General features: G+C 60.8%; 14 protein-coding genes and 1 other RNA gene. 3 read left to right on the top strand and 12 right to left on the bottom strand.

From position 1 onward, the window contains the following. Window positions 1-53: 53 nt before the first annotated feature. Entirely contained in the window at window positions 54-551 is a 498-nt protein-coding gene (grpE, locus tag BW989_RS09960; RefSeq protein WP_076587823.1) for a nucleotide exchange factor GrpE, read from the bottom strand. Window positions 552-612: 61 nt separating this feature from the next. Beyond that, window positions 613-1,650, bottom strand: a complete 1,038-nt coding sequence (gene hrcA / locus BW989_RS09955) for a heat-inducible transcriptional repressor HrcA (protein ID WP_076587821.1) — start codon at window positions 1,648-1,650, stop codon at window positions 613-615. Between the two features lie 86 nt (window positions 1,651-1,736). On the opposite strand from hrcA, the gene recN reads away from it, so the two are divergent. Next, the gene (gene recN, locus BW989_RS09950; RefSeq protein ID WP_076587819.1) at window positions 1,737-3,404 is read left to right on the top strand and encodes a DNA repair protein RecN; all 1,668 of its coding nucleotides are present in this window, start codon (window positions 1,737-1,739) and stop codon (window positions 3,402-3,404) included. A 3-nt stretch (window positions 3,405-3,407) separates the two neighbouring features. Here recN and fur read toward each other — a convergent pair whose 3' ends face one another. Beyond that, window positions 3,408-3,809, bottom strand: coding sequence for a ferric iron uptake transcriptional regulator (gene fur, locus BW989_RS09945; RefSeq protein WP_076587816.1), 402 nt, complete (start codon window positions 3,807-3,809; stop codon window positions 3,408-3,410). Window positions 3,810-3,922: 113 nt separating this feature from the next. Between fur and BW989_RS09940 the strand changes: the two genes are divergently transcribed. Continuing rightward, window positions 3,923-4,312 (top strand): outer membrane protein assembly factor BamE, encoded by a 390-nt coding sequence (locus tag BW989_RS09940; protein ID WP_076587815.1) that lies wholly within the window; start codon window positions 3,923-3,925, stop codon window positions 4,310-4,312. Window positions 4,313-4,345: 33 nt separating this feature from the next. Here BW989_RS09940 and BW989_RS09935 read toward each other — a convergent pair whose 3' ends face one another. Together BW989_RS09935 and BW989_RS09930 are read right to left on the bottom strand one after the other, a co-directional pair. Next, the gene (locus BW989_RS09935) at window positions 4,346-4,624 is read right to left on the bottom strand and encodes an RnfH family protein (protein ID WP_076587987.1); all 279 of its coding nucleotides are present in this window, start codon (window positions 4,622-4,624) and stop codon (window positions 4,346-4,348) included. Next, the gene (locus BW989_RS09930) at window positions 4,624-5,058 is read right to left on the bottom strand and encodes a type II toxin-antitoxin system RatA family toxin (protein WP_278245868.1); all 435 of its coding nucleotides are present in this window, start codon (window positions 5,056-5,058) and stop codon (window positions 4,624-4,626) included. Before BW989_RS09930 ends, BW989_RS09935 begins: the two co-directional genes overlap by 1 nt. Before the next feature lie 47 nt (window positions 5,059-5,105). Here BW989_RS09930 and smpB point away from each other — a divergent pair, with 47 nt between their 5' ends. Further along, window positions 5,106-5,609 carry an SsrA-binding protein SmpB gene (gene smpB / locus BW989_RS09925; protein WP_076587985.1) on the top strand — a complete coding sequence of 168 codons (504 nt, stop codon included), beginning with the start codon at window positions 5,106-5,108 and terminating at the stop codon, window positions 5,607-5,609. A gap of 107 nt (window positions 5,610-5,716) precedes the next feature. Here the strand turns inward: smpB and BW989_RS09920 are convergent, their stop codons facing one another. The 7 genes from BW989_RS09920 to BW989_RS09895 form a co-directional block, all read right to left on the bottom strand. Then, complete coding sequence (locus BW989_RS09920) at window positions 5,717-6,724, bottom strand: carbohydrate kinase family protein (RefSeq protein WP_165688586.1); 1,008 nt, start codon at window positions 6,722-6,724, stop codon at window positions 5,717-5,719. Continuing rightward, the gene (locus tag BW989_RS12460; RefSeq protein WP_129582890.1) at window positions 6,711-6,980 is read right to left on the bottom strand and encodes a hypothetical protein; all 270 of its coding nucleotides are present in this window, start codon (window positions 6,978-6,980) and stop codon (window positions 6,711-6,713) included. Before BW989_RS12460 ends, BW989_RS09920 begins: the two co-directional genes overlap by 14 nt. A gap of 104 nt (window positions 6,981-7,084) precedes the next feature. After that, window positions 7,085-7,438: a transfer-messenger RNA gene (gene ssrA / locus BW989_RS09915) on the bottom strand. An 83-nt stretch (window positions 7,439-7,521) separates the two neighbouring features. Further along, on the bottom strand, window positions 7,522-9,387 hold the full coding sequence (locus BW989_RS09910; protein WP_076587810.1) for an ABC transporter ATP-binding protein: 1,866 nt from the start codon (window positions 9,385-9,387) through the stop codon (window positions 7,522-7,524). A gap of 112 nt (window positions 9,388-9,499) precedes the next feature. Then, window positions 9,500-10,180 (bottom strand): YiaD family glycine zipper/OmpA-like lipoprotein, encoded by a 681-nt coding sequence (locus BW989_RS09905; RefSeq protein ID WP_076587808.1) that lies wholly within the window; start codon window positions 10,178-10,180, stop codon window positions 9,500-9,502. Window positions 10,181-10,309: 129 nt separating this feature from the next. Beyond that, the gene (alr, locus tag BW989_RS09900; RefSeq protein WP_076587807.1) at window positions 10,310-11,440 is read right to left on the bottom strand and encodes an alanine racemase; all 1,131 of its coding nucleotides are present in this window, start codon (window positions 11,438-11,440) and stop codon (window positions 10,310-10,312) included. Between the two features lie 37 nt (window positions 11,441-11,477). Then, window positions 11,478-12,896 carry a replicative DNA helicase gene (locus tag BW989_RS09895; protein WP_076587805.1) on the bottom strand — a complete coding sequence of 473 codons (1,419 nt, stop codon included), beginning with the start codon at window positions 12,894-12,896 and terminating at the stop codon, window positions 11,478-11,480. Window positions 12,897-12,922 lie beyond the last annotated feature (26 nt).

The raw sequence follows: 12,922 nt of genomic DNA, 5'->3' as shown, positions 1-12,922 counted from the left end.
TTGAAAGCTATTTGGGGATGACGCGGCGCGATTCAAGGGATCAATCGCACCGATCAGGGCGCGACGACCACCATCGCGGGGCGCAGCAGGCGATCGTTCAGCAGATAGCCCTTCTGGAAGGTCTGCACCACCGATCCAGACGGGAAGCCATCCTCCGCGACCTGACTGACGGCGTTGTGGTGCTCGGGGTTGAAGGCCTCGCCTGGCGCAGGCGCGACTTCAACCAGGCCGTTCTTTTCGGCCACGGCGTGCAATTGCTTGAGGGTGAGCTCCAGCCCCGCGCGCAGCGGGTCATCCGTGGCGGCGGCAGCCAGTCCGGCTTCCATCGAATCGAACACCGGCAAGAGATCCGCCAGCAACTTCTCGTTGGCGAACTTGCGGGCCAGGTCGATGTCGCGGGCCAGCCGCTTGCGCTGGTTGTCGAGGTCGGCGCGCTCGATCAGCGATTGCGCCTTGAGCTGTTCAATCTCGCCGCGCAATGCCTCGACTTCGTCGATATCGGCATCAAGTGGCGTTTGGGAGTTGGGGTCGAAGTCGGATTCGGTGGTCATCGTTCGTGATCTTTTAAGGCGACACAGCGGACGTAAGGCCGCCAGCATGGGCTTTCAAGTCTCAACGCCCCGTGATTGCATCACTCAAGGCCGATGCCGTCGCCTGTACGACCGGAATGACCCGCTCATAGGCCATCCGGGTCGGGCCGATGACGCCCAGGACACCCAGCACCTCACCGTCACGACCATAAGGTGCCGTCACCAGGGTCACGTCCTCCAGCGGGGCCAGACCGGTCTCTTCGCCAATGAAGATCTTGACCCCTTGCGCATGCAAGGTGCGCTCAAGCACCTGCAGTATGTCGCGCTTGTGGGCGAAGGCCTCAAAGAGCTCACGCAAGCGTTCCACATCACTGATCGCCTGCACGCCCATCAAGCGGGTCTGACCGGCGACCAACAAGGCATCGTTCGCCTCATCCGGCGTCAAGGCATGTTCGGCCAACTCCACCGCCTCGGTCAGCAGCGACTGCATTTCGTCACGGGCGGCGCGAAGTTCCGCCACCAATTGGCGACGAATCTGCGCCAGCGGCAGGCCGGCGAAATTCGCATTGAGGTAGTTGGCGACTTGCTCAAGCGACGAGGGATCGAACGCCCGTCGCAGCTCCAATACGCGGTTCTGTACGCTGCCATCGCGCAATACCAAGATCGCCAAGACGCGTTGGGCATCCAGCGGAACAAAGTCGATGTAGCGGAACACCAGACTCTCCGGCTTGGGCGCGGCCACCACGCCGACGAAATGACTCATCGCCGAGAGCAACTCCGACGCGCTCCCGAGCAATTGCCGGGTGTCAGTGCCCGCCAACTCGCTGCGGAGTTTCTGCATCTCGTTTTGTGGCAAGGGCCGACATTGCAGCAGGCTATCCACGAAGACTCGGTAACCTTGGGTCGTGGGGACGCGCCCGGCCGAGGTGTGCGGCGACGCCAGCAGGCCCAGATCCTCCAGATCCGCCAGGATATTGCGCACCGTGGCCGGGCTGACTTTCAGCCCCGAGTGCTCCACCAGCGTCTGCGAGCCGACCGGCGCACCATCGTGGATATGGCGCGAGATCAGCGTGCGCAGCAATTGGCGCGAGCGGGCATCGAGGGCAGGCACATCAGTCATGTCCTGGATATGGTGCCTCAAGCCAACGCACGCAAGCACCCGACGGCATCTCAATCCTTGCGATGGGACGCATTAAGCTATGCGCAATGTTGACCCGTCTTGCCATCACCGATTTCGCCGTTGTCCGCGCCGCCGAGCTTGAATTCGGGCACGGCATGACCGTCGTATCCGGTGAAACCGGCGCAGGCAAATCGCTCTTGGTCGATGCGCTTGGCTTCTTGTGCGGCCAACGCGCCGATGCCGGCGTGGTCCGTCATGGCGCGGACCGTGCGGAACTGGCCGCTGAATTTGCCCTCGCCGATGCGCCCGCCGCCCGCGCCTGGCTTGCCGATCAGGAGATGGACGAAGGTGAAGAGTGCCAACTGCGTCGGGTATTGCGTGCCGATGGTGGCTCCAAAGCGTGGATCAACGGTCGTCTTGCGACTGCCTCCCAGCTGACCGAACTCTCAGGCTTGTTGGTGGAAATCCACGGTCAGCACGCACAGCAGGCCCTGCTCTCGCGCACGGCACAACGCAGCCTGCTGGATGATTTCGGTCGCCATGGCGCACTGTTGGGCGATGTTGCGGCGGCAGCGCGTCGCTGGCAAATCGCCCGCGATGCGCTGGACGAATTGAATCGGCGCGGTGATGTCAGCGACCGCATCGAACTCCTCCGCCACCAACTGCAAGAACTCGATGCCGAAACGTTGGATGCTGACAGCATCGCCAGCCTTGATGCCGACCATCGCCGCCATGCCCACGCCGCCGAGCTCACCGCAGCTCAGGCCGAAGCCCGCGAGTGGCTGGCCGAATCCGACGAAGGCAATGCACTGACGCTGGTGCAGCGCGCCCGCGAATCCATCGCCCGCGTCGTAGACCACGAGCCGCGGCTGAAGGATGTTGCTTCGATGCTGGAATCCGCGGCCATTTCGCTGGACGAAGCGGCCGACACCTTGTCGCGGCTGAGTGATGATCTCGACATCGACCCGGATCATTTGCAGTCGCTTGAACAACGTCTGCAGCGTCTACATGCCCTCGCCCGCAAGCACCGTGTCGGCGTAGAGGGGCTTGCCGAGCTGAAACAGCGCGTGGGTGAAGAGCTGGCCTTGCTTGAGAACGCGAGCACCCGCGTCGCTGATCTGGAGGCGGAGATATCCGCCGCCAACATCGCGTGGCAAACAGCCGCCGCCAAGCTGACCAAGGCACGCCAAAAGGCCGGCAAACAACTCGCTGATGCCACCGTCGCCCTGATTCGCGAGCTGGGCATGGGCAAGGCGGATTTCCGCATCGCGCTGGAATCTGAGCCCGACATCGCCCCGAATCCGCATGGCGCGGAGCGTGTCGAATTCCTGATTGCAGCCAACCCCGGGCAACCACCCCGCCCGCTTCGCAAAGTGGCTTCGGGCGGTGAACTGTCACGGATCTCGCTGGCGATAGAAGTTGCTGCGCTCGGCATCGACACCGTGCCGACCATGGTGTTCGATGAAGTGGATACGGGCATCAGCGGCGCAGTGGCCGACGTCGTGGGTCGAAAGCTGCGCGCACTCGGCAGCCGTTGTCAGGTGATGTGTGTGACCCACTTGCCGCAGGTCGCGGCCCAAGGCCATGCGCACTGGCGTGTGCGCAAGGCCAGCGACGAAGGCGTGACCATGAGCGCGGTCGAGCATCTGGATGAAGATGGCCGCATCGAAGAACTGGCGCGGCTCCTTGGCGGCGCGAACATCGGCGATGCTGCACGCGCCGCCGCCCGCAGTCTGCTGGGCGATACGGACTAACTCTTAGCGCTTCTTGCGCACGTACAGGACCAGCGCGTGGTCCTCGATCACGTAGCCATGACTGGCGGCGATGTCGCGCTGCAGCTTTTCGATCTCGGTGCTTTCAAACTCGATGATCTTGCCGGTGTCCAGATCGACCATGTGGTCGTGGTGCTCGCCACGGTCCAGTTCATACACCGCCTGCCCACCTTCGAAATGGTGCTTGAGCACCAGGCCTGCCGCCTCGAACTGGGTTAGCACGCGATAAATCGTCGCAAGCCCGATGTCCTCGTTCTCCGACAATAGCTGTTTGTAGATGTCTTCGGCCGTCAGGTGGCGCGCCTTGTTCTGCTCCAGCAGATTGAGGATGCGCACGCGCGGATGGGTGACCTTGAGGCCGGCATTACGGAGATCGTCGTTATCCATCGGGTGATCTGAACGTGGGCTACCCTGGGGCGGCCCGCGGCTCCTGTCTCAGTGGGCAAGCATGTATTATCGCTCATCTGTCTCGGCCCAACCCCACGGAAGTCTGTCCGCGCATGCGCAAGTCCTTGATGATCCTCGCCCTGGCCGCTACCACTGCGGGCTGCGGCATCGTTTACCGCCAGCCGATCTACCAGGGCAACCTGATCGAGCCCTCCATCGCCGAACAGCTGCAGGCGGGCATGAGCAAGCAGCAGGTCGCCTCCATGCTGGGTACGCCTTCCATCGAAGACCCCTTCCATCATGACCGTTGGGATTACACCAGCACGCTGCGTCGTGGCCGCACCAACGAGACGGAAGTGAAGAATTTCGTCGTGTATTTCGAAAACGATGCGGTCACCCGCTGGGAAGGCGAATACTTCCCCAGCCAGGATACCGAGCTTGCGCGCCGCTCATTGCGCGACTTTGGCCCGAACCTGCGCAAGGAAAAGAAGAACGGCCGCTGATCCAGCCGCTTTCTTGCGACAAAAAGCCCGCTGTCAGCGGGCTTTTTGCTTGATGGCCTGTGCGGTTTCGGCACGACGACGTCGTGCCTCCTTGGGGTCGATGGTGAGCGCGCGTAGCAACTCGAGGCGATCCCCGTCATGCAGGACAGCATCATCCCCTACCCTGCGACCAAACACTGCCATCCCGGCCAGCGGATAGCCTTCGGTCAAACCTGATTCGGCACAAGCCTCGCTGGCCAAAGTGCCTTCTGGCAATTTCAGTGTCACCGTCTCGCTGCGATCCGGCCAGGCCGCGATGACTTCAACCTTGATCACGCAGCTTCCGCCGCCGCGATGCGCACGAAATCATCCACCATGCGATCAGCCAGGCTCTGCAGGCCCAGCTTGATCACCGGCCCCAGCAAGGTGGATGTCGGCTCGAACTCCAGCAGCAGCGACACCTTGCTCGCCGTCTCCGACAGCGGTTTGAACTCCCAGCGGCCGTGCAATCGCTTGAACGGGCCATCGGCCAGCTGCATGTCCATGGTGCGTCCTGGCTCCAAGGTGTTGTTGGTCACGAACCAGGTCTTGAAGCCGGCTAGCTGCAGGTCCAGACGGGCCTTCATGGTGTTTTCGCCCTGCTCCAGCACATCGGCACCCGTGCACCAAACAAAACGTCGCGGGTAGGCCTCGACATCAGCGACCAGGGCGTACATCGCCTCGGCCGGCTGCATCACCAATGCACTGCGTTCAATTCGGTTCGCCACCGCGTTTCCTCACTGCAAATTCCAACTTCATCAGCGACAATGCCCACATGAGCAAAGCCTCGAAAAACAAGACCGGAAAGGATACGGCAAAGAATCCCACCATCGCGCTGAACAAGCGCGCCAAGCACGAGTACCACCTCGAAACGCGTTACGAGGCCGGTCTGTCGCTGCAAGGCTGGGAGCTGAAAGCCATCCGCGCCGGTCGCGCCAACATCGGCGAAAGCTACGCGATGATCAAGAATGGCGAAATCTTCCTGTTCGGCGCGCGCATCACGCCGCTGATCCAAGCATCGACGCATGTGGTGGCCGATGATCGCCGCAATCGCAAGCTGCTACTGCATCGCCGCGAGATCGACACACTGATTGGCCATGTCGAGCGCGATGGCTACACCGTCATCCCCACCGCGATGTACTGGAAAGGCAACAAGATCAAGTTGGAAGTCGCACTGGCCAAGGGCAAGCAGGCCCACGACAAACGTGCCTCAGATCGTGACCGCGACTGGAACCGTGAAAAGCAGCAGGTCATGCGCCGGCATAACAAGTACGGTTGAGCGCAACTCTGACGTCTTTTCAGGCGCTGCGACCCCATCGACCCTATCGCCGCTCGACATCAAACGCGACAAGTCTTTGGCCACCACCGGCCGTGCTCTGACTAAAACTAACACACCGTGCAGCTGAAAGAGAGCGTGAGCGCGTTATCGGGACTGGTGGGCGGCAAGCTGCCCAAGGTAAGCCCCGCCTGCAGGTTGGCGACGGTTATGGGCGCTGCAGGACAGGCCGTAGGCACTGCGGAGTTGGTGCAAGCCACTGCCGCCGTCGAAGGGCAATTGAGGGTCGTGTTGTTGGGCGTGTCGGTAATCGTTGCCCCGATGGCCGTGTTAGGCCCGGTATTCACGACGCGGATCTGGTACGTCGTCGGCATGCCTGACACCACCGCATCATCTGACTGATCCAGCACTCCGAGAGCCGGGGTATTGGTCTTGCTGATAGCCAAGTCCACTACGGTGATGCACTCGGAAAGGCCAATCTGTGCCAAGCCGAAGTCGTCGCCATCGGTACCCGCGGACTGATCAGTGATTTTCAGGCGAATGCTCGTCTGGCCGCTAGCGGCGGTGAAGGAATATGCCATGCGCGTCCAGCCCGACAGGGGCCGTGTAACCGCACTTTCGGTTTCGGTGATGTCGTCCGGACCATACACAACGGTTCCGTCTTCCTGATTTGGTGTTCCACCGGTCTTTAGCCGAATCCTGGGATCATCTGCTGCAAGAATGCGTTTCAGCACATTGGTGACATAGCCATAGAACACGTAGGTCCGGCCTGGTATCAGCCCGTTCACCACTTGTTCCCACTGGAGATATTCATTGCCATAAAGCGTGTTGCCATTCGCGTACAGCCAGTTATTGGCAGCGGGCACGTTGTTGGCTGGGTCGCCAGGGAAAGACAGCGTCACGCCTGCACCCGGAAAGCCTTCTTTGCTACCCGATTGAATCGAAAAAATATTCCGATCATCGTTTGGGGCTTGCCTAGGGTAGGTATTGTCGGCCCAACCCGCTGTTTGCGAGCAAAAGCCCGTCGTGTAGCAATAGGCGGCACCTGTGTTGTTGCGCCCACTGTGCCCAATGATATTGGCGTTTCCGATACCAGTTGCAAAGTTACCGTTCACCACCAGGCTGGTTGGGCTTGGCACGGTGTTTGGGGGGGCAGGATTGGGCAAGCGCCTCGAGGGGAGTTACCAGTCCCACCGCCATCATTCCCAACAAGGAAAGCTTGCCTAGCCTGGCGGCCAGTCCACAGGCATGGGGCAGCTCCCGCAGGTTGACGCCGCAGCCGCCGATCTTCTCCGAAGATGTACGCACGATTACTTTAATTCCATTTTTGGAACAATGAATTTCTGAATTAAAGTCAAACGCTGACTCATTCATTAATTCGATTTATACGCCTGCGAATGGAGCCTGACAAGTTGTACCTAAGGACAGTGCGGCACAAGAAAAAAGCCGGAATCAACAAGGATCCCGGCTTTCAAGTTTGGTGGAGGTGGGCGGAATCGAACCGCCGTCCGAAGGCACTCCATGCCCGGCACTACATGCTTAGCCCGTTGTTTGATCTCGGATGGCGGCAACACAACGTGCGAAGCACACCGACACCCATACCCGCTAAGTTTGAGCCCCGGTTGGCGGGTCGCCGCCGAGGCCTATCCTGTGATGATGACCCTACATCCACGAGCACAGGCACGAGTGGGTTCGGGGCTAGGCCTTAAGCGGCCAGAGCGTAGTTGTCGTCGTTGGCAACTATGAGTTTTGCAGCTGGATTAGCGAGGAAAGCTACCCCCTCGGCATGCGCCAAACGATTTCGCAACCCCCGTCGAAGCCAGTGCACCCCCGGGTGTGTCGATATGTCCGACCCCATCAGTATAGGGGCGATATCATCCAACACCAGCCCCGCGCCCTGGTCGATGCCTGCGATTCAGCCGACGAGCACATCATCCGAGAGCGCCGCATCATCCGCTGCCACGAAACCGCCAGTCTGCCGACGCCATAGCCGCGCATAGAGACCGTCCGCGGCGATGAGCTCCGCATGCGAGCCCGTCTCGACGATGCGCCCCTTGTCCATCACCACCAAGCGGTCCATCCGCGCAATGGTCGACAGGCGGTGAGCGATCGCGATCACGGTCTTGCCCTGCATGAGTCGGTCCAGGCTGTCCTGGATCGCGGCTTCCACTTCCGAATCCAATGCGGACGTTGCCTCGTCCAGCACAAGAATCGGCGCATCCTTCAACAGTACCCGTGCGATTGCGATGCGCTGGCGCTGGCCACCTGACAACTTGACGCCGCGCTCGCCCACCTGCGCTTCATAACCGTGCCTGCCCTCGCCGTCTTCCAGCTGGGCGATGAACGCATCGGCGCGCGCATCGCGCACCGCCGCTTCGATGTCCGTTTCCGTGGCATCGGGGCGTCCGTACAACAGGTTGTCGCGAATCGAACGATGCAAGAGTGCTGTGTCCTGCGTCACCACACCGATCTGACTGCGCAGACTATCCTGGGTGACATCGGCAATGTTCTGGTTGTCGATCAGGATGCGTCCGCCTTCCAGGTCGTACATGCGCAATAACACGTTGACGAGCGTCGTCTTGCCCGCACCGGAAGGTCCGACCAGGCCAACTTTTTCTCCGGGCCTGATCTCCAGGCTCAAGCCTGAAATCACCCCGCCTTCCTTGCCGTAGTGAAATTCGATGTCGTCGAAGCGCACGTCACCGCGCGTCACCACCAGCGGTTTGGCATCGGGCATGTCGCGCACGGATTGCGGCTGGGCTACGGTTTCCATACCGTCCTGCACCGTACCAATCGCCTCGAAGATGCCGTTTATCACCCACATGATCCAGCCCGACATATTGCTGATGCGGATTGCAAGGCCCGTTGCAAAAGCAAACGCACCAACGGTGATCGCCGACTGATGCCATAACCACATGCCCAAGCCGCCCATGCCTGCGATCAGCAGGCCGTTGAGCGCGGTGACGGTAAAATCCATCGTGGTAGTGAGGCGAGTCATTCGCCGCACCTTGTCGACGTTCTCACCAAGTGATTCGCGTACGTAATTGTCTTCGCGTCCCGCGTGCGGGAATAGTTTGAGCGTGGCGATATTGGTGTAGCCATCCACCACCCGACCCATGAATTTCGACTTGGCCTGCGAGGCCTCCAACGACCGCCGTTTGGTACGTGGTACGAAGTAGGTCATCAGGCCGATATAGCCAGCCAACCAGATGATTAGCGGAATGGTGAGCCGCCAGTCGGCCTTGGCAAACAGCACCAACGCCGTGAGCGTATAGATGCTGACGTACCAGATCGCATCGACGATCTGCACGGTGGATTCGCGCAGCGAAGCCCCGGTCTGCATGATGCGATTGGCAATACGACCCGCGTAATCGTTTTGGAAGAAACTGAGCGACTGCTTGACTACATAACGATGCTGCTGCCAGCGGATTCGCGCAGTCAATGAGGGCAACAAAGCCTGGTTCACCAACATGTCGTGCAGCAACAGGAACCCGGGACGCAGCACAACCACCACGATCGCCATCCACAACATCAGGCGACCGTTGTCACGGAAGAAGTCAGTGGGCGATGTGGATTCGGTCGCCAAATCGACCAAGCGACCGACATAGTCGAACAGACTGACCTCGATCAGCGCGACAAAAAAACCGACGAAACAGACAGTCAGCAGCACACCACGCACTTGGCGCAGGTAATGCCAATAGAAGCTGATGATCTTAGCGGGCGGCGTCTTGCCATCGCCGGGTGCAAATGGATCAATCAGGCGTTCAAACCAACCAAACATGGTCAACTCAAGGTCGTGGCAGATCAGTGTCGCACGGGGTCAACGTCAGCGACATCACCTATAGGAAAGGGCCGCACGAGGCGGCCCTTCCGGTACAGCGTAGCAAGCTCGCTTACGAGCCGCTGCGCAACGGGATCAGGCGGATCTCCACGCGGCGATTCAGCGCGCGGCCCTGTTCGTTGTCGTTGCTGGCGATCGGATACTGGTAGTTGTAACCATGCATCTCCAAACGCACCGGCTGCACGCCCTGGCCGGTCAGGTAGGCACCCACCGAACGCGCGCGCTCATCGGAGACCTTCTGGTTGGCGGCCAGCGAGCCTACGTTGTCGGTGTGACCATTAATCTCGACGATGGTCTGGTCGTATTGCTTGATCGTCGTGGCGATGCTGTTTAGCGCGCCGTAGAACTGCGGCTTGACGTTGGTCTTGTTGAAGTCGAAGGTCACGCCGTCCGGCAGGTTGAGCTTGATGACATCGCCATCGCGCTCGACGTCCACGCCGGTACCAGCGGTCTGGCGACGCAGCTCTGCTTCCTGGCGATCTTGATAAGCACCGACGCCAGCGCCTGCCAGTCCACCGATGCCTGCGCCGACCATCGCGCGTTGGCGGCGTTCAGTCGCATCACCACCGGACAGCAGGCCGGCGACAGCGCCGATGCCTGCGCCGATCAGGGCGCCGCGACCGGTACGGTTGGGATCATTCGGGTCATTGGTCTGGCCGGTATACGTGGCGCAACCACCCAGCATGGTGGCGGCCAGTGCGGCGGCGATGCCGGTCTTGGTCATGGCATTCATCGTGTTCGTTCCTCGCGGGTCGGGATTGACTCACAAAGGCTAGAACGCGGCAGGTATCGCAAACGTGAATACGGGAACCTGGTTCAGGTCCAACTCGCCTAGATGATGGCCGCGTGAAACCTTCGCGGCCTATGTACGGCCACCCGCGTAATGGCGTGGGATGCGCTCGTTGAGTCCAACCAGGAGTTCATAGGGAATGGTGCCGATACGGGCGGCGACTTGCTCGGCAGTGAGCAGTTCATTCCCTTGCCTGCCGATCAACACCACCTCGTCTTCGTTCCACGCACTCCCCGCCCCGATATCCACCATGAATTGATCCATGCAGACGCGCCCGACTATCGGGTACTGCTCTCCCCTGATCAAGACTCTGCCTGTCGATGACAACGCACGCGGCCAGCCATCGCCATAGCCAATCGGCACAGTGACGATGCGGGTTTGATGATCCGCACGCCAGGTCGCGCCATAACTCACCGTGGCACCTTCGGGAATGACCTTGAAGTACACCACTTGCGACTTCAGCGACAACACCGGTTTCAATTCGATGGTGGGCCGCGAGGCCGGGTCCGGCAGGACGCCATAAAGGATGATGCCCGGGCGTACCATGTCCAGCCAGGTCTCGGGGAAATGCAGTACGCCGCCCGAGTTGGCCAAATGACGTATCGGCATGGGCGCACCGATGCGCTCAAATTGCGCGCAGGCATCATGAAAACGTTCCAGTTGCTGCAAGGTCATCGGCGAGGCCGGATCGTCCGCGCAGGCCAGGTGTGAATACACGCCTTTGATAAAGCACCATGTCGATGCTGCCGCTGCCTGGATGAAGGCCGCCGACGAATAGCTATGCACGCCGATACGCTCCATCCCGGTATCGATCTTGAGGTGCACCACCGCGCGTTTGCCGCGCGCCTCGGCAGCTGCTTCAACCTGACGCAACTTGTCCAGCGATGACACGGTGATCTCGAGGTCGTGGTCGAGGTACTGCGATACCTGCGGCCCGAAGATGCCGCCGAGCACCAGGATAGGCCTGCGGATGCCGGCCTTGCGCAGCGCGATACCTTCTTCGACGAAGGCAACGCCGATTTGCTCGACGCCTTGGCGCTCGAGTGCCTGCGCCATCTGCACCAGGCCATGGCCGTAACCATTCGCCTTGACGATGCCCATGACCGGCACGCCCACGCGTGAGCGGATCGCCGCGTGGTTGTGGGCAAAGGCATCAAGATCAATCTCGATGCGCGTCGGGCGCTCGTGGAACGGGTTGCTCATGCCGCCATTGTAGGCGGCAGTTGGCGGGATGCGAGACTTACTCGAAGCTGCCGATGTTGTCGTGGCTTAGGTTGTCGAAGCGCGTGTACTCGCCAAAGAACTTCAGCTTGAAACTGCCGGTCGGGCCGTTACGTTGTTTGCCGATGATGACTTCGGCCAAGCCTTTGTCCGGCGAGTTTTCCTTGTTGTAGTACTCATCGCGGTAAATGAAGATGATGACGTCCGCGTCCTGTTCGATGGCGCCCGATTCGCGCAGGTCGGCCATTACTGGGCGCTTGTCCTGACGCTGTTCCAACGAGCGATTGAGCTGGGACAAAGCGATCACCGGCACGTTCAATTCTTTCGCCAGCGCCTTGAGCGAGCGTGAGATCTCCGAGATCTCCGTCGCACGGTTCTCGCTGTTTCCAGGCACGGCCATCAGCTGCAGGTAGTCGATGACAATGAGGCCGAGATCATGCTCGCGCTTAAGCCGACGCGACTTGGAGCGCAACACGTCCGGTGAAAGTGCTGGCGTGTCGTCAATGAAGATCTTGGTGTCCTTGAGGATGCGCACCGCACTGGAGACGCGGCTCCAGTCCTCGTCTTCCAGCTGGCCGGTACGCAGGCGACCGGCGTTGACGCGCCCGACTGACGACATCAGGCGCAGCGCCAATTGGCTGGCCGACATTTCCATCGAGAACACCGCGACTGCCTTCTTGGTCTTGAGCGCCGCGTACTCAGCCATGTTCACCGCAAGCGTGGTCTTGCCCATCGAAGGACGCGCGGCCAGGATCAGCAAATCGGTCGGCTGCAGGCCGGCAGTCATTTCGTCGAATTCGGTGTAGCCGGTGGGCAGGCCCGTCACGCTTCCGCCGTTGTCGAAGCGCTGTTGCAGCACTTCCATCGCTTCCTTCATCGCCGAATTGACGGCGACAAAGTCCGCACGTCCGCGTGAGCCGGCTTCGGCAATGGCGAATACATCCTGTTCGGCCTTGGCGAGGATTTCGCTTGATTCACGTCCTTCCGGCTGGAAGGCGTCGTTGACGATGCCGGTGCCGACATCGATCAATTGCCGCATCACCGCCTTGTCACGCACGATCTCGGCATAGGCGCGGATGTTGGCTGCCGAGGGTGTTGTGCTGGCCAGCTCAACCAGGTACGCGCCGCCAGCGACTTCTTCCGCCCTGCCCTGCGACTCGAACCATTCGCCCAGCGTCACCGCATCGAAGGGGCGGTTGCGTTCGGCCAACTCACGGATGGCGCGGTAGATCAGCTGATGGTCACGGCGATAGAAGTCGTGCTCGCCCAGCAAGTCGGAGACGCGATCGAACGCTTCCGGCGCCAGCATGAGCCCGCCCAACACCGCCTGTTCGGCTTCCACCGATTGCGGTGGCAAGCGCAACTGCTGCACGCGACTATCAGGGAAACGGTCACTGGCACGAGAGGAACTGGAGAAATCGGCGGGACGGCTGGACATGGGCGATCGGTTTCCGCGAGACATCG

It is taken from the genome of Solilutibacter tolerans (assembly GCF_900155935.1).
In the GTDB taxonomy this organism is placed as follows: Bacteria; Pseudomonadota; Gammaproteobacteria; order Xanthomonadales; family Xanthomonadaceae; genus Solilutibacter; species Solilutibacter tolerans.
This window is presented reverse-complemented; position numbering and strand designations above follow the sequence as displayed.

Excerpts from the sequence above, each read along its gene's own strand:
- grpE (WP_076587823.1), bottom strand. The coding sequence starts at position 551 with ATGACCACCGAATCCGACTTCGACCCCAACTCCCAAACGCCACTTGAT.
- hrcA (WP_076587821.1), bottom strand. The coding sequence starts at position 1,650 with ATGACTGATGTGCCTGCCCTCGATGCCCGCTCGCGCCAATTGCTGCGC.
- recN (WP_076587819.1), top strand. The coding sequence starts at position 1,737 with ATGTTGACCCGTCTTGCCATCACCGATTTCGCCGTTGTCCGCGCCGCC.
- fur (WP_076587816.1), bottom strand. The coding sequence starts at position 3,809 with ATGGATAACGACGATCTCCGTAATGCCGGCCTCAAGGTCACCCATCCG.
- BW989_RS09940 (WP_076587815.1), top strand. The coding sequence starts at position 3,923 with ATGCGCAAGTCCTTGATGATCCTCGCCCTGGCCGCTACCACTGCGGGC.
- smpB (WP_076587985.1), top strand. The coding sequence starts at position 5,106 with ATGAGCAAAGCCTCGAAAAACAAGACCGGAAAGGATACGGCAAAGAAT.
- BW989_RS12460 (WP_129582890.1), bottom strand. The coding sequence starts at position 6,980 with ATGAATGAGTCAGCGTTTGACTTTAATTCAGAAATTCATTGTTCCAAA.
- BW989_RS09910 (WP_076587810.1), bottom strand. The coding sequence starts at position 9,387 with ATGTTTGGTTGGTTTGAACGCCTGATTGATCCATTTGCACCCGGCGAT.
- BW989_RS09905 (WP_076587808.1), bottom strand. The coding sequence starts at position 10,180 with ATGAATGCCATGACCAAGACCGGCATCGCCGCCGCACTGGCCGCCACC.
- alr (WP_076587807.1), bottom strand. The coding sequence starts at position 11,440 with ATGAGCAACCCGTTCCACGAGCGCCCGACGCGCATCGAGATTGATCTT.
- BW989_RS09895 (WP_076587805.1), bottom strand. The coding sequence starts at position 12,896 with ATGTCCAGCCGTCCCGCCGATTTCTCCAGTTCCTCTCGTGCCAGTGAC.